Raw genomic sequence first — 22,867 nt, 5'->3', positions numbered from 1 at the left:
TTAATTCTTTTGTAAAGCTTTAGCACAGTCCTTTAGAAACAAAAATTTACTAGATAAACTTATTTTTCCTTTTCCTAAAGTCTAGCCAAAGAATTGTTTCAACTACTTAGAATGGGATAATGATTAATCTAATAATCAACCAGCATTCAGATCCAAAGAAATAATGACGAACAGTCTTAAACACATTCATGTTTTTGACTATTTTTCAAAAGAGAGGACATAACGATTTATAAAGATCAGCCATAAATACCATTTGGTGCTGTGTGTAGAATCACGTTTCATAGAAAAGAGAAAATACACGCAGATAAAAGCAATTTATTATAAAAAATCAATAGACTTTGTTATTATGTAAGAATTATACAAAACGAATGAATAAAATTTGTTGACCTATCATAAAACTGTATAAAAAACAAATAATATACATAAAGTAAACGCTAACAAGCTTAATTTAATTGGAATTTCAAAATATACATAAAAAAATTTTTGATGAATAAAAATTTTTTTGAGAGAGTTTTCAGTATAAAAAAAAGAGAAATTATTAATAAAAGTTGCAAAAATGTTTAATTATTTAATTAATGTTTAATAATGTGAGATTCTTCTCATTTTAAATGCGAGAAAAGCATGAAAGTGATTACAAAACCGGTTTATTCTAAGAATGTAAACAAAACGAAGGAGGCAACACAACATGGATAAACCGATTCACGTTTTCTCTGAGATAGGGAAGTTAAAGACAGTATTATTAAAACGACCTGGACAAGAAGTGGAAAATCTAACGCCAGATATTATGGACCGTTTGTTGTTCGATGATATTCCATATTTACCGATCGCACAAGCTGAGCATGATGAATTTGCACAAGTACTTCAAAGTGAAGGGGCAGAAACATTATATCTAGAAAAATTGGCAGCTGAAGCAATCGATGCGGGTAATGTCAAAGAGCAATTTTTAAATAAAATGTTAGACGAATCTTTCATTGCATCAAATGCTGTTAGAGATGGTCTTCATGAGTTCCTTCTATCAATGGATACACAAGATATGGTTGATAAGATCATGGCTGGTGTTCGTACAAAAGATATCGATGTTAAATCACGCAGCTTATATGATCTATCAGCTGATGATGATTATCCATTCTACATGGACCCAATGCCTAACTTATACTTCACGAGAGACCCTTCCGCATCAATGGGGAACGGAATGACAGTGAATAAGATGGCGTTTGAAGCACGTCGTCGTGAGTCAATGTTCACAGAATACATTTTGAAACACCATCCACGTTTTGCAAATAAAGGCGTTGAGGTATGGTTGGATCGTGAAAATCCAGACCATATCGAAGGTGGAGATGAATTGATCCTTAGTGACACAGTTGTCGCTGTTGGTATCTCACAACGAACAAATGCAAAAGCAATCGAGCGTTTAGCACGTCACTTATTTGCGAAAAATTCAGGATTTGAAAAAGTCTTGGCAATCAAGATCCCAAATAACCGTGCGATGATGCATTTAGATACAGTATTTACAATGGTTGACCATGATAAGTTCACGATCCACCCAGCGATCCAAAGTAAAGAAGGAAAAATGGATGTCTTTACAATTGAACAAGCTGGCGATGATATCACGATCTCTCATTCAGATGATTTACAAGAGTCATTGAAATCAGCTTTAGGGTTAGATGATCTAGTGTTGATCCCTACTGGTAATGGTGATGCGATCGTTGCTCCTCGTGAACAATGGAATGATGGCTCAAACACATTAGCAATCGCTCCTGGTGTAGTAGTTACTTACAACCGTAACTATGTATCAAATGAGTTATTGAGAAGCTACGGTATCAAAGTATTGGAAATCACTTCAAGTGAATTGTCACGTGGTCGTGGCGGCCCTCGTTGCATGAGCCAACCATTAGTTCGTGAAGATTTAAAATAGTTTATTCCTGATGGCAGTTACTGTCAGCTGCCATCAGATTTCCTCTTAACCTAAATATCAAATAGAATACAATTTTAAAGGAGAATGTTCATATGAAAGAATCAGTATTTCAAGGAAGAAGTTTATTAGCAGAAAAAGATTTTACAAAGGAAGAGTTACAGTATTTGATCGACTTTTCTCAACACTTGAAAGATTTGAAAAAACGTGGCATCCCACATCATTACTTAGAAGGAAAAAATATTGCGTTACTATTTGAAAAAACATCAACACGTACTCGTGCCGCATTTACAACTGCAGCAATCGATCTTGGTGCGCATCCTGAATACTTAGGTGCGAATGATATCCAATTGGGTAAAAAAGAATCAACTGAAGATACAGCGAAAGTATTAGGAAGCATGTTCGACGGAATCGAGTTCCGTGGCTTTAGCCAACAAATGGTTGAAGAATTGGCAGAATACTCAGGCGTGCCTGTATGGAATGGTTTAACGGACGAATGGCATCCAACTCAAATGATCGCTGACTTCTTAACGATCCAAGAAAACTTCGGTAAAGTAGAAGGCATCACAGTTGCTTATTGTGGAGATGGCCGTAACAACATGGCGAACTCATTATTAGTAACAGGTGCGATCTTAGGAACAAACATGCGTATCGTTGCACCAAAAGAATTACAACCTGAAGAAGAAATCGTGAAAATGGCTGAAGAGTTTGCGGCTAAATCAGGCGCACAACTAATGATCACTGACGATGTAGCGAAAGGTGTAGACGGAGCTGACGTTCTTTACTCAGACGTATGGGTATCAATGGGTGAAGAAGATAAGTTTGAAGAGCGTATCAAATTATTGAAACCTTACCAAATCAACATGGATATGGTAGAAAAAACAAACAATACAGATCGTTTGATCTTCTTACACTGCTTACCAGCGTTCCATGATACTAAGACTGTATACGGTGAGCAAATGAAAGAACGCTTTGGCATCACTGAAATGGAAGTGACTGATGAAGTGTTCCGCAGCAAATATGCACGCCAATTTGAGCAAGCAGAAAACCGCATGCACTCAATCAAAGCAATCATGGCAGCAACATTAGGAAACTTATTCATTCCTCGTGTATAAACACTAACAAGTAAATAATCAAAACGAGTCAGCGTGAGGATCGTTCGAGAGGAACGCTGGCTTGTTTTGTCATCGGCAAAATTCAGAATGTTCTGAAAGAAAGGGAGATAAACATGGCAAATAGAAAAGTGGTCGTTGCATTAGGCGGAAACGCGATTTTATCAACAGATGCAAGTGCAAAAGCGCAACAAGATGCGTTGATGGAAACAGCAAAATACTTAGTGAAATTTATTGAACAAGGAGATGAGTTGATCATCTCACACGGAAATGGGCCACAAGTTGGGAACTTGTTGATTCAACAACAAGCAGCTGACTCAGAAAAAACACCGGCAATGCCATTGGATACATGTGTGGCAATGACGGAAGGCTCAATCGGTTACTGGTTACAAAATGCAATGGGTGAAGTGTTGAAAGAAAAAGGCATCGATAAAGATGTCGTTTCTTTAGTAACACAAGTCATCGTTGATGAGAATGATCCTTCATTCAAAAATCCGAGCAAACCAGTGGGACCTTTCTATACAGAAGAAGAAGCAAATGAACAAATGAAGGCTGATTCTTCCGTAACATTCAAAGAAGATTCTGGTCGTGGCTGGCGTAAAGTTGTTGCTTCACCAAAACCGATCTCAATCAAAGAAGCTCGTGTCATCCAAACATTAGTGGAGCAAGGTGTCATCACGATTTCTGTTGGCGGTGGCGGTATTCCAGTAGTGGAAACAGCGACAGGTCTTGAAGGAAAAGAAGCCGTGATCGATAAAGATTTTGCTTCTGAAAAATTAGCTGAGATCATTGGTGCAGATTTATTGATCGTGTTGACTGGCGTCGATAACGTGTATGTAAATTATCAAAAACCAGATCAAAAGAAATTAGAAACAGTTGGCGTTTCAGAAATGAAACAGTACATTGCTGAAAACCAATTTGCCCCAGGAAGTATGTTGCCAAAAGTGGAAGCAGCGATTGCATTTGTTGAAGCTCGCCCTGCTGGAAAAGCAATTATTACTTCTTTAGAAAACATTGAGAATCTATTGGCTTCAGAAGAAGGAACGATCATCGTTGCGGATGAAGCATAAGCTCTTTCTCACAGTTTTACCTTAACCGTGTGTATAAAATGTCCAGTTGGTTTTTATTCTCCTTTAGACCTCCTGGACATTTTAGGTTGTGAGAAAAGCGCTTTGACCTGAGCAATAAGATAGAAAATCAGAAAATAGCTTCTCATATTTTTTGGTTTTTTAGCTTATTGTTGAAGGTCAGCTTTTCGAACACCGTTTATTTATGAAGAAAACTCTAGCCAGTCGATTGGATTTCTGCTATAATTCAATCAAGTTAAATAAGAACAATGTTTGCTGAACAAGAGAGTAATTGGTGTCATTTCGTTCAAAGCGAGTCTGGGTAGAGTGGAAGCCGGACGAACAAATCCCAATGAAGCGCACTTGGAGAACTCTGTTTTAGACAGACGGTCGTCTACCGATATCAGATGGAGCAGGTCCTTTTTTAGGACAATTGGAGTGGTACCGCGGGAATTCTCGTCTCTAGTAAATTCATGGATAGTATGGATTTGCTAGAGATTTTTTTGTTTTACAGCAAACAATATATAGGAGGAAAATAGATGAATAACAAAGATGTTGTTGCAAAAGCACTATATGAAGTAGTACAAGATGACTTGACGTTGGAGCAAGTTGCCCAATTATTGGAAAATCCAAAATCAGCAGAACATGGAGATGTCGCATTTCCTGCGTTCTCATTAGCAAAAATTTTCCGTAAAGCACCTCAACAGATCGCGGCGGATCTAGCAGAAAAAATCGATGCCACGAATTTTGAAAAGATCGAAGTCGTAGGTCCATATTTGAATTTCTTTATGAACAAAGAAATCATCAGTAAGCAAGTATTAGGTACTGTAGTGAAGGAAAAAGAACACTATGGCGACAGCACGATCGGAAACCAAGGAAGTGTGCCGATCGATATGTCTTCGCCAAACATTGCCAAACCGATCTCAATGGGTCACCTACGTTCGACAGTGATCGGAAACTCGATTGGTTTCATCATGGAAAAACTAGGCTATCAACCAGTACGTATCAACCATTTAGGCGACTGGGGAACACAATTTGGTAAATTGATCGTTGCTTACAAAAAATGGGGTTCAGCTGAGTCGGTAAAAGCAGAACCAATCAATGAGTTATTACGTTTATACGTCCAATTCCACGAAGAAGCTGAAACACAACCTGAATTAAATGATGAAGCTCGTTCTTGGTTCAAACGTCTAGAAGAAGGCGACGAAGAAGCAATGGAGCTATGGCAATGGTTCCGTGACGAATCAATGAAAGAGTTCAACAAAATCTATGATTTATTAGAAGTTCGCTTTGATTCATTGAACGGTGAAGCTTTCTACAATGACAAGATGGATGAAATCGTTGAATTACTTGAAGAAAAACATCTCTTGCAAGAAGATAAAGGAGCAGAGATCGTTGACTTATCTGCTTATGATCTGAATCCTGCATTGATCAAAAAATCAGATGGTGCGACACTTTATATCACACGTGACTTGGCAGCTGCTTTGTACCGTAAACGTACGTATGATTTCAGTCAATCATTGTATGTCGTTGGGAATGAGCAAAGCTATCACTTCAAACAATTGAAAGCTGTTTTGAAAGAACTAGGCTTTGACTGGTCAGATGATATGCACCACATCCCATTTGGTTTGATCACACAAGGTGGTAAAAAACTATCAACACGTAAAGGGAAAATCGTTTTACTAGAAGAAGTATTGAATGAAGCGATCGACTCAGCAAAACAACAAATCAGTGAAAAGAATCCTGATTTGGAAAACAAAGATGTCATTGCAAAACAAGTGGGTGTCGGTGCCGTTATTTTCCACGATTTGAAAAATGATCGTTTGAATACGTTTGACTTCAACCTTGAAGAAGTTGTTCGTTTTGAAGGGGAAACAGGACCTTACGTACAATATACTCATGCACGTGCAATGAGCTTGTTAGATAAAGCAGGTTTTGTCCCTTCTGAAGAGCAAGATTATGCGTTGAACGATGAAAATAGTTGGGAAGTCGTGAAGCTTGTACAGAAGTATCCTGAAACAGTGCTTCAAGCGGGTGAAAAATATGAGCCATCGATTATTGCGAAACACGCAATCAAATTGGCACAAGCATTCAACAAATACTATGCACATACAAAAATCTTAGCGGATGATGAACAAAAAGAAGCACGCTTAGCATTAGTTTATGCGGTGACTGTCTTGCTGAAAGAAGACTTACGTCTATTAGGATTGCATGCTCCGGAAAAAATGTAATAAGTTAAAATTCATTTATCCAATACAAAAGAAAAAAATGCTAGAGGATTGACACAAAAAAGGAGTAGAAATCGCAATTGATTTCTACTCCTTTTTTCTATTGATTATTGGTCAAAAATAGAGGTTTCAGTCGGATGATGCAAAAATTTTTCAACTAACTGCGCATCTTCATCATCTTTTGAAATAATGATCGTTGTATCGAAACCAGCGATGGTACTGACGATATGTGGCGGTTTGATTTCATCTAATACAGCAGCAAACAACGGGGCATTATCTGGTAAGGTATGGACGATGGTCAAAAAATGGACACGTTCCACTTTCAACACGATATCTTCAATCATTTGGATCAAACGCTTTTCATCTTCGCTTTTTGACTCTGCCGATTCTTTTTCTTTGAAAAGAACAAAATGGGACACCCCGTTCTCATCAGGGGCTTTGACGATTTTTAAGTCACGAATATCTCTTGAAATCGTCGCTTGTGTAGCAGAGACGCCCATTTCGGTCAACTTGCTTAACATTTCATCTTGTGTACGGATCGTATAATCTTCAATGATTTGTTTAATTAATATGTGTCGCTCATTTTTTCGCATCCTACTTCTCCTTTAACGAAACATTTCACAAGTATCATAACAAAAAAACGTTGATTTGCCCATCTTTATTTTTGATCTAGCTTTCGATTTTCACGAATGCCTTATAAAAATCTCGCAAAAGAAAAGAATCAAAAAGAGTCTTGAAGAGAAAAGACAAAAAAACGTATAAGTTGATATTTTTTCTTGAAATTTCGTTGCTTTTCAGTTAAACTATTGAATGTTGAGCAGAAAAAGACTATCTTCGGGTATCTTGATCGTCTGTTCGATAAATCCACATTCTTGTTGGATCGTTGGTCGGTGCTTGAAAAAGTTGGCTAGCGAGTTGGAAGACAAGAAGAGGGAAAATAAAAACCAAATCGGAGGAAACAAACATGGCAGTAATTTCAATGAAACAATTACTAGAAGCCGGCGTACACTTTGGTCACCAAACTCGTCGCTGGAACCCAAAAATGAAGAAATATATCTTCACAGAAAGAAACGGAATCTACATTATTGACTTACAAAAAACAGTTAAATTAGTAGATGCAGCTTACGATTACATGAAGAGCGTAGCAGAAGAAGGCGGCGTTGCTTTATTCGTAGGTACGAAAAAACAAGCACAAGAAGCGATCAAAGATGAAGCAACTCGTGCTGGACAATACTTTGTAAACCACCGTTGGTTAGGTGGAACATTGACAAACTGGGATACGATCCAAAAACGTATCGCTCGTTTGAAACAAATCAATGCAATGGAAGAAGATGGAACTTTTGCTGTTCTACCAAAAAAAGAAGTTGCTGGTTTGAACAAACAACGTGAACGTCTTGAAAAATTCTTAGGTGGTATCGCTGATATGCCAAGAATTCCAGATGTAATGTACATCGTTGACCCACGTAAAGAACGTATTGCTGTTCAAGAAGCACACAAATTGAATATCCCAATCGTAGCAATGGTTGATACAAACTGCGATCCAGATGAGATCGATGTAGTTATCCCATCAAACGACGACGCGATCCGTGCCGTTAAATTGATCACTTCAAAAATGGCTGATGCTTTCATCGAAGGTAATCAAGGGGAAGATCAAGTTGTTGAAGAAGATTTTTCAGCAGAAAACACTGCAACTTCAATCGAAGAAATCGTTGATGTTGTAGAAGGCGACAACTCTTCAGCAGAATAATTTTTAAATGATGGAGCTGTTTCAAAGGCTAGGCGACAAGCCTCACTCTCCTTTGAAACAGCTTTTTTTAAAGAAAATAATTAGGAGGAAGTAAAAATGGCAGATGTTACAGCTAAAATGGTAAAAGAACTACGCGATATGACTGGCGTAGGAATGATGGATGCGAAAAAAGCATTGGTTGAAGTAGAAGGCGACATTGAAAAAGCAGTTGATCTTTTACGTGAAAAAGGAATGGCTAAAGCTGCGAAGAAAAACGATCGTATCGCCGCTGAAGGTCTTGCTTCAGTTGCAGTGAAAGGAAATACTGCAGCAATCGTTGAAGTTAACTCAGAAACTGACTTCGTTTCTAAAAACGAAATGTTCCAAGATTTAGTAAAAGAAATCGCTGAACTAGTTGCTGAAAACAAACCAGCTGACATGGACGAAGCAATGAAAATCAAAACATCAAAAGGTACAGTTGAATCTGACTTGATCGAAGCAACACAAGTTATCGGAGAAAAAATCAGCTTCCGTCGTTTCGAAGTAATCGAAAAAGATGACAATGCTGCATTTGGTGGATACCTACACATGGGTGGACGTATTGCTGTATTAGCTGTTTTAGAAGGAACAACTGACGATACAGTTGCTAGAGACGTTGCAATGCACGTAGCAGCAATCAACCCTCGTTATGTAAACGAAACTCAAATTCCTGAAGCTGAATTAGATCACGAACGTACAGTTTTGACTGAACAAGCGTTGAACGAAGGCAAACCAGCGAACATCGTTGAAAAAATGGTTGAAGGACGTTTGAGCAAATTCAAAGCTGAAATCGCATTGGTTGACCAACCATTCGTTAAAGATCCTGATATGACTGTTGAAAAATACGTTGCTTCTAAAGGCGCAACTGTGAAAACATTTGTCCGCTTTGAAGTCGGCGAAGGTATCGAAAAACGTGAAGATAACTTTGTTGAAGAAGTAATGAACCAAGTGAAAAAATAATCCAGTTTACGGACTTGATTAATGGGTACGATGTTTGGTCCAAAGAAAGTGAAGAGTTTTCTTCATTTTCTTTGAGACCGCATTGGCCACATCGCTTATTTGAATGAAATGAGGAGCAGCGACATTCGTCACAGCTCTTTTTTTTAGGGCAAGAGATGTGTGTAGGTATTTTCGTGCCTAAACTATCTGGATATGGTAGAATGTCAATAGAAAATATTGGAGGAATGAACATGGTCACACCAAAATATCAGCGTGTCGTCTTAAAATTAAGTGGAGAAGCTTTAGCCGGAGATGAAGGGTTTGGGATCAAACCGCCAGTTATCAAAGAAATCATCCAAGAAATCAAAGAAGTCCACGAGTTAGGTGTTGAGATGGCAATTGTTGTCGGCGGTGGAAATATTTGGCGCGGTCAAATCGGTGCACAAATGGGGATGGAACGTGCACAAGCAGATTACATGGGCATGTTAGCGACTGTGATGAACGCTTTAGCATTACAAGATACATTAGAAAATGTCGGTGTTCCTACACGCGTCCAAACTTCCATTGAAATGCGACAAATCGCAGAACCATATATCCGTCGTAAAGCAGAGCGTCATTTAGAAAAAGGGCGTATCGTTATTTTTGCCGGTGGTACTGGTAACCCGTATTTTTCTACAGATACAACTGCTGCATTACGCGCAGCTGAAATTGGCGCTGACGTTATTTTAATGGCTAAGAACAATGTTGACGGTGTTTATTCTGCCGATCCAAAAATCGATTCAAGCGCAGTGAAATTCGATGAATTGACACATATGGAAGTCATTGCAAAAGGGTTACAAGTAATGGATTCAACTGCTAGCTCATTGAGCATGGACAATGATATCCCACTACTTGTATTCAATCTTAACGAACATGGAAACATTCGCCGAGCAATCTTAGGTGAAAATATCGGAACAACCGTAAGGGGGAAATAAACAATGGCAGATGCAATTATGACAGAAGCAAAAGACAAAATGCAAAAAGCAGCACAAAATCTACAACGTGAACTTGGACAGATCCGTGCCGGTCGTGCGAATGCGAGCTTGTTAGATCGTATCACTGTTAATTATTATGGCGCACCAACACCGTTGAACCAGTTGGCTTCGATCCAAATTCCAGAAGCACGTGTATTGATGATCACGCCATTCGATAAAAGCGTCCTTCAAGATATTGAGAAATCAATCATGGCAAGTGACATTGGGATCAGCCCAACAAATGACGGAAATGTGATCCGTTTAGTGATTCCTCAGTTGACAGAAGAACGTCGTAAAGAATTAGCGAAAGACGTAAAAAAAGAAGCTGAAAATGCGAAAATCGCTGTCCGCAATATTCGTCGTGATGCAATCGATGAATACAAGAAACAACAAAAAAATGGCGATATCACAGAAGACGATTTGCGTGACTTAGAAAAAGAAGTGCAAACTCTGACAGATAACAGCATCAAAGAAGTCGACAGTATTGCTGCTGACAAAGAAAAAGAATTACTGGAAGTATAAGAATCAACAAAAACAGGTGGACAGTAAGCAATGCTGTCTCCTGTTTTTTACTTTTCGACTAAGAAATACTAAAAAATCCTTTGAATTTGCATAAAAAAAGGGTATACCATAGGAAATAACGTCAGATATTGCTATAATAATAGAGATAGCTGTAATTTTTTAGTATGGGAGGAAAAAGAATGTTACGTTTTTTTCCGCAAAAAAACAAATATATTCAAGAAAAAAGTGAACACCATTTTGATGCTGAGAGGGATATCCCGAAACATATCGCCATCATTATGGATGGGAATGGTCGTTGGGCACAAAACCGTCGCCTTCCACGGGTAGCCGGTCATAAAGAAGGAATGGAAACTGTTAAGAAAGTCACCAAAAAAGCTTCTCGTCTTGGGGTAAAAGTATTGACACTCTACGCGTTCTCTACTGAAAACTGGAAACGTCCAAAAGACGAAGTCAATTTTTTGATGCAATTACCAGTCGATTTTTTTGATACGTTCGTTCCTGAGTTGATTGCTGAAAACGTCAAAGTCCAAGTGATGGGCTACGAAGAGTTGTTGCCTGCGCATACACAAGATGCAGTTCGTCGTGCCATTGAACAAACGAAAGATAATACGGGGATGATTTTAAACTTTGCGTTGAATTATGGCAGTCGGGCAGAAATCATCTCGGCAGTCAAAGCAATCAGTGAACAGGTAAAAGAAAATGATCTTTCTCCGGAAGAAATCGACGAGGAAATGATTGCGGATCATTTGATGACCGGATTTTTACCTCCTGAACTTCGTGATCCTGGATTGGTCATTCGCACAAGTGGCGAAGAACGAATCAGCAACTTTTTGTTGTGGCAGATCGCATACAGTGAATTATATTTTTCAAAAGCATTATGGCCAGATTTTGACGGCGCTCACTTGGAAGAAGCAATTGCTTCTTATCAACATCGGGACCGTCGTTTTGGTGGAGTAAAAAGCGTAGATAAAGGAGAACAATCATGAAGCAACGTGTGATCACTGCGGTAGTAGCGTTAGCATTATTTATTCCGATCATTTGGATCGGCGGCATTGGTCTTGAATTAGTAGCCGCTCTATTAGCAGTCGTTGGTGTCTATGAGCTTTTTCGAATGAAAGGCTTGACACTACTAAGTTTTGAAGGAATCCTTTCTGCTATCGGAGCAGTATTTCTTGTTTTGCCGAAAGAAAGATGGTTTTTCTTTCTACCTGAACAAACGAATGAGTTTATGTTATTTTATTTAACAGTGATGATCCTGTTAGGCGCAGCCGTCTTTTCAAAAAACATGTACACGATCGATGAAGCTGGTTTTCCAGTCGTAACCAGTCTGTACGTCGGTTTTGGCTTTCAGAACTTTGTCAGTGCACGTACAGAAGGAATCAACGTACTATTGTTTGGGTTATTCATCGTTTGGGCAACCGACATTGGTGCTTATCTAGTTGGTCGACGTTTTGGCCAGCGCAAGCTATGTCCCGAGATCTCACCTAATAAAACGATTGAAGGGGCATTGGGAGGAATCGCTAGTGCAGTAGTTGTTGCATTATTGTATTTCTTATTATATCCACCGCAAGAATTGTTTGGTCATGGATTACTGATCATGTTACTTCTGACAATCATCCTTTCGATCGTTGGACAATTTGGGGATCTAGTTGAGTCAGCCATCAAACGTCACTATGAGGTCAAAGATTCAGGGAATATTTTACCAGGGCATGGAGGAATCTTAGATCGATTCGATAGTCTGTTATTCGTCTTTCCAGTCATGTATTTATTTGGATTGATATAAGTAAAAAATTCTGTAAAAGAAGCTTCCAAAGCGGTCAGTCAGCTACGCGTCAACAAGACATGATCGATGAGGAGATTCTTTACAGGATTTTTATTTTTTTACATCTTAATCGGTGCTTGGTGAAGTGTGGATAATATGGTAAAATTAAGTAGTTTTATTTTAACTGAATAAAAATAATGATAAATGTAAAGGAGAATAGGATGAGAACAATTATCACGTTCATTATCGTTTTTGGCATCTTAGTGATCGTACATGAATTTGGCCACTTCTTCTTTGCGAAACGATCAGGAATCCTAGTTCGCGAGTTTGCCATCGGCATGGGACCTAAAATCTACGGTCACCAAGCAAAAGACGGCACGACTTATACATTGCGTTTGTTACCGATCGGTGGCTATGTGAGAATGGCTGGGAATGGGGATGACGAAACGGAAATGGCACCAGGAATGCCGTTGTCACTCTTAATGGATTCAGATCAAGTCGTAAAGAAAATCAACTTGAGTAAAAAGATCCAATTGACGAATGCGATCCCAATGGAATTGATCCGTTATGATCTTGATGAAGCACTGACGATCACAGGTTATGTGAATGGCGATGAAACACAGGAAGTAACGTATGCAGTCGATCACGATGCCTCGATCATTGAGGCAGATGGAACTGAATTGAGGATTGCGCCGAGAGATGTACAATTCCAATCAGCAAAATTATGGCAACGGATGTTGACCAACTTTGCTGGTCCGATGAATAATTTTATTTTAGCGATTCTATTATTCATCGTGTTAGCGTTTATGCAAGGTGGCGTGACAGTCACAAATACGAATCAAATCGGTGTCGTTTCGCCGGATGGAGCTGCAGCTGCAGCCGGTTTGCAAGAAAATGATGAGATTCTGCAAGTGGATGGAAAATCGATCCAAACATGGAATGATCTAACAGCGATCATTACTGAAAATCCAGATAAACCGCTTGATTTTGAAGTCGAACGTAATGGTCAAGTTTCTACGATTGAAGTAACGCCGAAATCGGTTGAGTCAAACGGTGAAAAAATTGGTCAGCTTGGGATACAAGCACCTATGAAAACTGGCTTCTTTGATAAAATCATTGGCGGGACTCAACGTGCATTCAGCAGTTCATTAGAAATATTCAAAGCATTAGGTTCGTTATTTACAGGCTTTAGCTTGGACAAATTAGGTGGCCCTGTGATGATGTTCCAATTATCTTCTGAAGCAGCAAACCAAGGTGTAATGACAGTCATCGGGTTGATGGCGATCTTGTCAATGAACTTAGGAATCGTCAATTTATTACCGATCCCCGCATTAGACGGCGGTAAATTAGTACTGAATATTTTTGAAGGTGTTCGTGGCAAACCACTTAGCCAGGAAAAAGAAGGCGTATTGACGCTCGTTGGTTTTGGCTTCCTGATGTTGTTGATGGTATTAGTGACATGGAATGACATTCAACGATTCTTTTTCTAGAAAAAGTAGGGTATAATGACATGCGTTAGATTATTTGAGGAATAAAGGAGTTTATATATAATGAGACAATCAAAAATGTTGATCCCAACATTAAGAGAGGTTCCAAACGATGCAGAAGTATTAAGTCATCAAATCTTATTACGTGCTGGCTATATCCGTCAGGTATCAGCTGGGATCTATTCTTATTTACCACTTGCGAATCGTGTGTTAGAAAAATTGAAAACGATCATGCGCGAAGAATTCGAAAAAATCGGGGCAGTGGAGATGTTGATGCCTGCGCTTTTACCAGCTGAATTATGGCAAGAATCTGGTCGTTATGAAACATATGGCCCAAACCTATATCGTTTGAAAGATCGCAACGATCGTCAGATGATTTTAGGACCAACACATGAAGAAACATTTACAGAGTTGATTCGCGACGAAGTCAATTCATATAAAAAATTACCTTTGAATCTTTACCAGATCCAAGCAAAATATCGCGATGAGAAACGTCCTCGTTTTGGTCTATTACGTGGTCGCGAGTTTATTATGAAAGATGCTTATTCTTTCCATGCGTCACAAGAGAGTTTGGATGAAACGTACAAAGATTATGAGAAAGCATATACAGAGATCTTCAAACGTTGTGGTTTGGAATTCCGTGCGATCATCGGTGACGGTGGTGCCATGGGCGGAAAAGACTCAAAAGAATTTATGGCGATCTCAGAAATCGGTGAAGACACGATTTGTTATTCAACAGAAAGTGACTATGCCGCTAACTTAGAAATGGCGACAAGTTATTATGTACCTAAAAAATCCCATGAAACACAATTGGAAATGGAAAAGAAAGAAACACCAAATGTGAAAACAATCGATGAGGTGGCAGCTTTCTTTGATGTTCAACCACAAAAGATCATCAAATCTGTTTTGTTCACAGCGGATGAACAACCTGTCTTAGTTTTAGTTCGAGGCGACCATGAAGTCAACGATGTAAAATTGAAAAACTTCTTAGGCGCAGATTTCTTAGAAGAAGCAACAGAAGACGAAGCGAAAAAATATTTAGGTGCTGATTTTGGTTCAGTTGGACCGATCGGCGTATCTGAAGACGTGAAAGTCTATGCAGATCGTCATGTCCAAGATCTGGCAAATGCTATCGCTGGAGCGAACGAAACTGGCTACCATTATATCAACGTCAATCCAGAACGTGATTTTAACGTGTTAGCTTACGAAGACTTACGCTTTGTCCAAGAAGGCGATCCTTCACCAGACAATAATGGCGTGTTAGCATTTACTCGTGGAATCGAGATCGGTCATATCTTCAAACTAGGTACACGTTACAGTGAATCGATGGGTGCCACTGTTCTTGATGAAAATGGTCGTGAGAAACATGTCATCATGGGTTGCTATGGTATCGGTGTAAGCCGTTTGCTATCAGCGATCGTTGAACAAAATGCAGATGAAAACGGCATTAACTGGCCAAAAGGCATCGCACCATTTGATCTACATGTCGTACAAATGAACTTAAAAGACGAATTCCAAACGAATTTGACGAATGAAGTGGAAAAAGCGATGAATGAAGCAGGTTATCAAGTACTTGTTGATGACCGCAACGAACGTGCCGGTGTAAAATTTGCTGATTCTGATTTGATTGGTTGTCCAATCCGTATCACGATCGGTAAAAAAGCAGTAGACGGAATCGTCGAAGTAAAAATCAAGAAAACAGGTGAAATGGTCGAAGTTCGTAAAGATGAACTCGTGAACACTTTACCGATTTTATTGAATCAAGGCGAATAAGCATAAATATGAAAAAGTCGTATCGGTCTGTGAATAGACGGAAGCGGCTTTTTCATTTCCTTTGGTGGATTGTGGGAGACGGTATTCAGGAAGCAGCACTTCAATAATAAGCCAAAAAAATCAAAAATGAAAAAGCCATTTTCGATTTTCTTGTCTTATTATTCAGCGCTGAACGCTTCTTTCACAACCTATGATAAACGGTGTTCGAAAGCCAACTCCTTCAATATTAAGTCAAAAATTGAAAAAATATGAAAAGCTATTTTCTCAATTTCTGCCTTAATACTTGGAGTTGACCGGCTTTCTCACAACCTTGATGAAAATTTCTCCAAAAAGGGTTATACTAGTTAGTATTGAAAAGTAAGGGTCGGAAATGGAATGATTTCTGGTCTTGACAGAAAGGGCGTATATTTTTGTCAGAAAAACGAGAGTTATTTGAGAAGTTATTGGAACAGATCCAATTAGAAGAAACAGAAAAATCACATCCGCTTATTTCTGCTGGTGAAATGGAACGTGTGGTCGTCCATCGTAAATCTCGTCTTTGGGAATTTACTTTACGGTTCCCAGCTATTTTACCTGTCATGATCTATCGCTCGTTGATGCAACATGTCATGCTTGCATTTAAAGAGATCGCTGAGGTGAAGATCACGATCCAAGCGGAGGATCAATCGTATGATGAGCAACTTCTGCAAGATTATTGGTCACAAGCATTAGAGAGTCAGCAATGCGATACGCCTTTAGTACAAAAGGTTCTAAAGACACAAGTGCCGACGATCAAAGACCATAAGGTGATTTTGCCGGTGGATGGAGAAGGGGCTATTGGTTATCTTAAACAACAATACTTGCCATTAGTGGAACAGTTGTTTGTCAGCTATGGCTTTCCTAAGTTCCGTATTGAACCAGAAGTCGATGAACAGCAAGCAGAAAGAGTGCTAAAGCTGTTTGAAGAAAGAAGACAAGAACAAGCGGAAGCATTTATGAAACAAGCTGCTGAAAGTTTGATTGTCCATGAACAAAAGAAAAAAGAGCGCAAAGAGCAGTTGCCAACGCTTGATGGCCCAATCCAACTAGGTAGAAATATTCCAAATGATGAGCCAATCACACCGATGATCAATATTTTGGAAGAAGAACGTCGAGTAACCATCGAGGGTTACGTTTTTGATAAAGAAGTGCGTGAGCTTCGTTCGAAACGTAAGATTTTGACATTGAAGATCACAGACTACACTTCTTCGTTTATCGTCAAAAAGTTTTCAAACAATGAAAAAGATGAACAAATCTTTGAAGCTATCAGTACGGGCAATTGGTTGAAGGTTCGCGGAAGTGTCCAAGAAGATACGTTTGTCCGTGACCTTGTGATGAATGCCCAAGATATTTTAGAAGTTAAACATGCGCCACGTAAAGATTATTCTCCTGAAGATGAAAAACGTGTTGAGTTGCATCTTCATAGCAACATGAGTACGATGGATGCGACGAATAGTGTCGCAGATCTTGTTGCTCAAGCGGGTAAGTGGGGACATAAAGCGATCGCTATCACGGACCATGGCGGAGCACAGGCTTTTCCAGAAGCGCATAGTGCAGGTAAAAAAGCTGGCGTCAAAATTTTGTATGGGGTCGAAGCGAATGTCGTGGATGATGGTGTACCGATTGCTTACAATGATGCCCATGATTCATTAAGTGAATCCACTTATGTTGTGTTTGACGTGGAGACCACTGGTTTATCCGCTGTTTATGATACGATCATCGAGTTAGCCGCCGTTAAAATGTACAAAGGAAATGTCATTGAAAGTTTTGACGAGTTCATCGATCCAGGACATCCTTTATCACGAACGACGATTGATTTGACGGGAATCACAGATGAAATGGTTCGTGGCTCAAAATCAGAAGAAGAAGTTTTACGGTTGTTCTTAGAATTTTCAAAAGACGCAATCCTAGTTGCCCATAATGCTTCCTTCGATATGGGGTTCTTGAACACAAGTTATGCGAAATACAATATCCCAGAAGCAGCGAATCCAGTCATCGATACACTAGAATTAGCTCGATATTTATATCCACAATTCAAACGATTCGGTTTAGGTGTGCTATCGAAAAAATTCGGCGTTAGCTTGGAACAGCATCACCGTGCGATCTATGATGCGGAAGCAACTGGGCATCTTGCATGGATATTTATCAAAGAAGCGATGGAAAATCATGAGATGTATTATCATGACCAGTTAAATGCGCATGTCGGTGAGGGTGATTCTTACAAGCGTGCTCGACCATTCCATGTGACGTTACTGGCGAAAAATCAAGCCGGGTTGAAAGACTTGTTCAAATTGATCTCGATGTCCAATGTCGATTATTTTGAACGTGTGCCGCGAATCCCTCGGTCACAGTTGAAGAAATTCCGACAAGATCTATTAGTTGGATCTGCTTGTGACAAAGGCGAGATTTTTGAAGCCATGATGCAAAAAGGTGTGGAAGAAGCCCGTAATCGGGCGAAATTCTATGACTACATCGAGGTCATGCCTAAAGCTGTTTATGCACCATTGTTAGAACAAGAACTTGTCAAAAATGAACATGATTTAGAAGAAATCATCCGTAATTTAGTAGAAATCGGCAAATCGTTAGACAAGATCGTTGTTGCGACAGGTAACGTGCACTATTTAAATGAAGAAGATGCGATTTACCGTAAAATCTTGGTCAACTCGATGGGTGGGGCGAATCCTTTGAATCGTCATAGCTTGCCTGAAGTTCATTTTAGAACGACGGATGAAATGCTAACTGCCTTCACTTTCTTAGGAACAGACCTAGCCAAAGAAATCGTTGTTGAAAACACCAATAAGATTGCGGATATCTGTGAAGAAGTCGTGCCAGTCAAAGACGAGCTGTATACGCCGAAAATTCCTGGTTCAGAAGATGAGATCACTGAACTAAGTTATACAAAAGCAAAACAATTATATGGCGATCCATTGCCAGATATTGTAGAAAAACGCTTGAAAAAAGAACTGGATTCAATCAACGGAAATGGGTTCTCCGTGATTTATTTGATTTCTCAAAAGTTAGTGCATAAAAGTAATGAAGACGGGTATTTAGTTGGTTCTCGTGGTTCCGTCGGTTCGAGTTTCGTTGCAACGATGACAGGGATCACTGAGGTCAATCCATTGGCACCACATTACTACTGTCCAGATTGTCAGTATTCTGAATTTTATGAAGACGGAACATACGGTTCTGGCTTTGATATGCCTGAGAAAAAATGTCCGAAATGTGGCGCTCGCTTAAATAAAGATGGGCATGATATTCCTTTTGAAACATTCTTAGGTTTCCATGGTGACAAAGTACCCGATATCGATTTGAACTTCTCTGGAGACTACCAAGCAGAAGCCCATCATTACACAAAAGTATTGTTTGGGGAAGAATACGTTTATCGTGCCGGTACAATCGGTACAGTGGCGGATAAAACGGCGTATGGCTTCGTTAAAGGGTTTGAGCGAGATCATAATTTGCATTATCGTAGTGCCGAAGTCGATCGTTTAGCAAAAGGAGCGACTGGGGTCAAACGGACGACCGGTCAGCATCCGGGGGGGATCATCGTTATCCCTGATTATATGGATGTGTATGACTTTACACCGATCCAATACCCGGCAGATGATCAAAATTCTGAATGGAAAACGACTCACTTTGATTTCCACTCGATCCATGACAATGTGTTGAAACTTGATATTCTGGGACACGATGATCCGACAGTGATCCGGATGTTGCAAGATTTATCAGGGATCGATCCCCAAACGATCCCAACCGATGATCCAGAAGTGATGCGGATCTTTTCCGGACCTGACGTATTAGGTGTCACACAAGAACAGATTTATTCTAAAACGGGTACTTTAGGTATACCGGAATTTGGGACACGGTTTGTTCGAGGGATGTTAGAAGAAACGCATCCGACCACTTTTGCGGAACTATTGCAGATATCTGGTCTTTCTCACGGTACTGACGTGTGGTTAGGAAATGCAGAAGAACTAATCAAGCGTGGCGATGCAACACTTGCTGAAGTAATCGGCTGTCGGGATGACATCATGGTTTATTTGATCCATGCTGGGTTAGATAGCGGTATGGCGTTCAAAATTATGGAAACGGTGCGTAAAGGATTATGGAATAAGATTCCTGATGATTTACGAGAAACATATTTGACAGCCATGAAAGAAAATAACGTACCTGACTGGTACATCGATTCTTGTTCAAAGATCAAGTATATGTTCCCGAAAGCCCATGCTGCCGCTTATGTCTTGATGGCGCTGCGTGTCGCTTACTTTAAAGTTTACTTCCCAATCTTGTATTACTGCGCGTATTTCTCTGTTCGTGCGGATGACTTTAATTTAGTCGCGATGTGTAAAGGGAAAGAAGCCGTCAAAGAGGCGATGAAAGAAATCACGGATAAGGGTCTTGATGCTTCTGTCAAAGAGAAAAATCAATTGACTGTCCTTGAATTAGCAAATGAAATGTTGGAACGTGATCTGAAATTCGGGATGATCGATCTGTATAAATCGGATGCAGTGAACTTTGTCATCGAAGGCGATACACTGATTGCGCCATTCCGCGCAGTACCGAGCTTGGGGACTAACGTGGCGAAACAAATCGTTGAAGCAAGAAAAGATGGTCCTTTCTTATCTAAAGAAGACTTAGCAACTCGCGGGAAAGTTTCAAAAACGTTGATCGAGTACATGACGGAAAATGGGGTCTTGAAAGATTTACCCGACGAAAATCAATTATCGTTATTTGATATGTTATAAAAGTCCATTCGAGAAATGAAAATGAATCAAAATGAAAGCAAAGAGTAGTAATGCTCGTTGCAAGTTGGTTATAATGATATGGCTTGTCATTTAGAGCGATTTATGTTATAGTTATTTAAGGTAATGATACTAACTGTGAGTGAGCGGAATTTTCGCTCACTCTTTTTAATGGAATTACGGATCTAATTTTAAGGAGGCGAAATCTTTGAGTAGCGTCGTTGAAACAGTCACAGAAATGGTGACACCGATCTTAGATGAACAAAAGTTTGAGCTGGTGGAAGTAGAATTTGTCAAAGAAGGAAAAAGCTGGTTTTTACGAGTGTTTATAGATAAAGAAGGCGGAATCGACATTGAAGAATGTGCATTTGTCAGCGAAAAATTAAGTGAAAAGCTTGATACGACAGAGCCAGACCCGATACCACAAGCATATTTCCTAGAGGTATCATCTCCAGGCGCAGAACGCCCTTTGAAAAAAGAGGCAGATTATGAAAAAGCACGAGGAGAGTATATCCATGTGTCTTTATATCAACCAGTTGACGGAGAAAAACAATATGAAGGATTTCTCCAATCATTTGATGCTGAACAGCTTACATTGAAGATACGCATAAAGACACGGGAAAAAGAAATTGTTTTTGACCGTAAGAATATTGCCAAAGCTCGCTTAGCAATCCAATTTTAATCACGGAGAGGAAACAGAAAAAATGAGTAAAGAAATGTTGAACGCGTTAGATGCTTTAGAGGCTGAAAAAGGAATCTCAAAAGAAATCGTGATCGACGCTTTAGAAGCTGCGTTAGTTTCTGCATACAAACGCCATTATGGGCAAGCACAAAACGTGGAAGTAGAATTTGAACAAAAAAAAGGTAAGATCCATGTCTATGCCGTGAAAGAAGTCACTGAAGAAGTGATGGATTCACAATTAGAAGTATCATTAAAAGATGCCTTATTGATCAATCCTGCTTATGAAATCGGTGATAAGATCCGTTTTGAAGTCACACCAAAAGACTTTGGTCGGATCGCTGCTCAAACGGCGAAACAAGTGATCTTGCAACGTGTGCGTGAAGCGGAACGTACGATCATCTATAACGAATTCAGTGCATATGAAAAAGACATCATGCAAGGGATCGTTGAACGTCAAGACAAACGTTATATCTACGTCAATTTAGGTAAAATCGAAGCGGTACTATCGAAACAAGACCAAATGCCAAATGAATTTTATCAACCACATGATCGTATCAAAGTATACGTCTCACGTGTTGAGAATACTTCAAAAGGCCCACAAGTCTTTGTAAGCCGTAGTCATCCAGATCTTTTGCGTCGCTTGTTTGAACAAGAAGTGCCAGAAGTTTATGATGGCCTTGTTGAGATCGTCAGCGTAGCTAGAGAAGCGGGTGACCGTTCAAAAGTCGCTGTTCGTTCAACTGATCCGAATATCGATGCTGTCGGTACTTGTGTTGGTCCTAAAGGGCAACGTGTCCAAGCAATCGTGAATGAGTTGAAAGGCGAAAACATGGATATCGTTGAGTGGGATGAAGATCCTGCGGTATTCATTGCCAATGCATTGAACCCTTCACAAGTCGTTGATGTCATTTTCGACGAACAAAATCCAAAAGCTTGTACAGTCGTAGTACCAGATTACCAATTGTCACTAGCTATTGGTAAACGTGGACAAAATGCACGTCTAGCAGCAAAATTGACGAACCATAAAATCGACATCAAATCAGAATCAGATATGGCTGAATTTTATGAGACGCAAGCACAAAGCGTGTCTGTGGAAGCCGAAGAGCAACATGATGAAGCTATCATCCAATCAGATTTGACAGATGATGAATACCAAACGATTGCATTCAATGATGAAACGATCGAAGAAACAGATCAAGAAGAAATTTAACTGTCAGTGAAGGAGGCAAAGAGATGAAACAAAGGAAGATCCCTTTACGCAAATCTGTGGTTTCAGGTGAAATGAAACCCAAAAAAGAGATGATCCGTATCACCCGCTCGAAAGAAGGCGTGGTATCGATCGATCCTACTGGAAAAATGCCTGGACGAGGAGCGTATGTCTCACTTGAGCCGGAAGAAGTACAACAAGCATGGGATAAACATCTCTTGGATCGTGTACTTGAAGCTAAGCTAACAGATGAATTTTATCAAGAACTGCTGGATTATGTCACACACCAAAAAGCCAGAAAAGAGCTATTTGGCGAATGAGTCAAGTCAATCGGCAAAAAGCCATGAATCTTATTGGATTAGCGATGCGTGCAGGGAAAATGATCACAGGTGAAGAATTGACGATTGGAGAGATCCGCCGCCAAAAAGCGAAGATCGTTTTCGTCGCAAGTGATGCCAGTGAGAATACCAGAAAGAAAATCAAAGATAAGAGTTCGTATTACGAAGTTCCTTGCTTTGAGCTGTTTTCTGAGGAAGAAATCACTCAGATGATCGGCAAGCCTCGCAAAGTGATAGGGATCACTGACGCCGGCTTTGCAAAAAGGGTCAAGGAGCTAATTGAAGGTTAGGAAGGTGATT

Annotated in this window: 18 protein-coding genes; 17 read left to right on the top strand and 1 reads right to left on the bottom strand. The window is 39.7% G+C overall.

Annotated features, from left to right (window positions below; all coding sequences use genetic code 11):
- Window positions 1–685: 685 nt before the first annotated feature.
- From arcA to argS, 4 genes are all read left to right on the top strand, one after another.
- Window positions 686–1,915, top strand: a complete 1,230-nt coding sequence (gene arcA / locus DOK79_RS14585; protein WP_206857118.1) for an arginine deiminase — start codon at window positions 686–688, stop codon at window positions 1,913–1,915.
- Window positions 1,916–2,007: 92 nt separating this feature from the next.
- Window positions 2,008–3,027 (top strand): ornithine carbamoyltransferase, encoded by a 1,020-nt coding sequence (gene argF, locus DOK79_RS14580; RefSeq protein ID WP_206857121.1) that lies wholly within the window; start codon window positions 2,008–2,010, stop codon window positions 3,025–3,027.
- 113 nt (window positions 3,028–3,140) lie between these two features.
- Window positions 3,141–4,094 (top strand): carbamate kinase, encoded by a 954-nt coding sequence (arcC, locus tag DOK79_RS14575; protein ID WP_206857130.1) that lies wholly within the window; start codon window positions 3,141–3,143, stop codon window positions 4,092–4,094.
- A gap of 536 nt (window positions 4,095–4,630) precedes the next feature.
- Window positions 4,631–6,322, top strand: coding sequence for an arginine--tRNA ligase (gene argS, locus DOK79_RS14570; RefSeq protein ID WP_206857134.1), 1,692 nt, complete (start codon window positions 4,631–4,633; stop codon window positions 6,320–6,322).
- A gap of 104 nt (window positions 6,323–6,426) precedes the next feature.
- Here the strand turns inward: argS and DOK79_RS14565 are convergent, their stop codons facing one another.
- Complete coding sequence (locus tag DOK79_RS14565) at window positions 6,427–6,912, bottom strand: arginine repressor (protein WP_206857135.1); 486 nt, start codon at window positions 6,910–6,912, stop codon at window positions 6,427–6,429.
- Between the two features lie 371 nt (window positions 6,913–7,283).
- On the opposite strand from DOK79_RS14565, the gene rpsB reads away from it, so the two are divergent.
- The 13 genes from rpsB (at window position 7,284) to DOK79_RS14500 (ending at window position 22,857) form a co-directional block, all read left to right on the top strand.
- The gene (gene rpsB, locus DOK79_RS14560; protein WP_010735184.1) at window positions 7,284–8,066 is read left to right on the top strand and encodes a 30S ribosomal protein S2; all 783 of its coding nucleotides are present in this window, start codon (window positions 7,284–7,286) and stop codon (window positions 8,064–8,066) included.
- 96 nt (window positions 8,067–8,162) lie between these two features.
- A complete protein-coding gene (tsf, locus tag DOK79_RS14555) occupies window positions 8,163–9,044 on the top strand; it encodes a translation elongation factor Ts (RefSeq protein ID WP_206857136.1) in 882 nt (293 codons plus the stop codon).
- Between the two features lie 230 nt (window positions 9,045–9,274).
- Window positions 9,275–9,997 (top strand): UMP kinase, encoded by a 723-nt coding sequence (gene pyrH / locus DOK79_RS14550; protein WP_206857138.1) that lies wholly within the window; start codon window positions 9,275–9,277, stop codon window positions 9,995–9,997.
- Between the two features lie 3 nt (window positions 9,998–10,000).
- Window positions 10,001–10,558, top strand: a complete 558-nt coding sequence (gene frr, locus DOK79_RS14545; RefSeq protein WP_206857141.1) for a ribosome recycling factor — start codon at window positions 10,001–10,003, stop codon at window positions 10,556–10,558.
- A gap of 179 nt (window positions 10,559–10,737) precedes the next feature.
- Complete coding sequence (locus DOK79_RS14540; protein ID WP_206857143.1) at window positions 10,738–11,544, top strand: isoprenyl transferase; 807 nt, start codon at window positions 10,738–10,740, stop codon at window positions 11,542–11,544.
- Window positions 11,541–12,341: a phosphatidate cytidylyltransferase gene (locus DOK79_RS14535; RefSeq protein WP_206857145.1), complete on the top strand. Its 801-nt coding sequence runs from the start codon at window positions 11,541–11,543 to the stop codon at window positions 12,339–12,341. The genes DOK79_RS14540 and DOK79_RS14535 overlap by 4 nt, the downstream gene beginning before the upstream one ends.
- A gap of 200 nt (window positions 12,342–12,541) precedes the next feature.
- On the top strand, window positions 12,542–13,810 hold the full coding sequence (rseP, locus tag DOK79_RS14530) for an RIP metalloprotease RseP (protein ID WP_206857147.1): 1,269 nt from the start codon (window positions 12,542–12,544) through the stop codon (window positions 13,808–13,810).
- 60 nt (window positions 13,811–13,870) lie between these two features.
- The gene (locus tag DOK79_RS14525; protein WP_206857148.1) at window positions 13,871–15,580 is read left to right on the top strand and encodes a proline--tRNA ligase; all 1,710 of its coding nucleotides are present in this window, start codon (window positions 13,871–13,873) and stop codon (window positions 15,578–15,580) included.
- Between the two features lie 410 nt (window positions 15,581–15,990).
- On the top strand, window positions 15,991–20,343 hold the full coding sequence (locus tag DOK79_RS14520; RefSeq protein WP_206857149.1) for a PolC-type DNA polymerase III: 4,353 nt from the start codon (window positions 15,991–15,993) through the stop codon (window positions 20,341–20,343).
- A gap of 205 nt (window positions 20,344–20,548) precedes the next feature.
- The gene (rimP, locus tag DOK79_RS14515; protein WP_010735193.1) at window positions 20,549–21,022 is read left to right on the top strand and encodes a ribosome maturation factor RimP; all 474 of its coding nucleotides are present in this window, start codon (window positions 20,549–20,551) and stop codon (window positions 21,020–21,022) included.
- A 22-nt stretch (window positions 21,023–21,044) separates the two neighbouring features.
- Window positions 21,045–22,232 (top strand): transcription termination factor NusA, encoded by a 1,188-nt coding sequence (gene nusA, locus DOK79_RS14510; RefSeq protein ID WP_206857151.1) that lies wholly within the window; start codon window positions 21,045–21,047, stop codon window positions 22,230–22,232.
- Between the two features lie 23 nt (window positions 22,233–22,255).
- Window positions 22,256–22,549, top strand: a complete 294-nt coding sequence (gene rnpM, locus DOK79_RS14505; RefSeq protein WP_086283647.1) for an RNase P modulator RnpM — start codon at window positions 22,256–22,258, stop codon at window positions 22,547–22,549.
- On the top strand, window positions 22,546–22,857 hold the full coding sequence (locus tag DOK79_RS14500) for a YlxQ-related RNA-binding protein (protein WP_206857152.1): 312 nt from the start codon (window positions 22,546–22,548) through the stop codon (window positions 22,855–22,857). Before rnpM ends, DOK79_RS14500 begins: the two co-directional genes overlap by 4 nt.
- Window positions 22,858–22,867: the final 10 nt, after the last annotated feature.

Source organism: Enterococcus sp. DIV1094 (assembly GCF_017316305.2).
Lineage (GTDB): Bacteria > Bacillota > Bacilli > Lactobacillales > Enterococcaceae > Enterococcus_B > Enterococcus_B mangumiae.
Note: the sequence above shows the minus strand (reverse complement) of the source record. Positions and strands in the feature narration are given on the sequence as shown.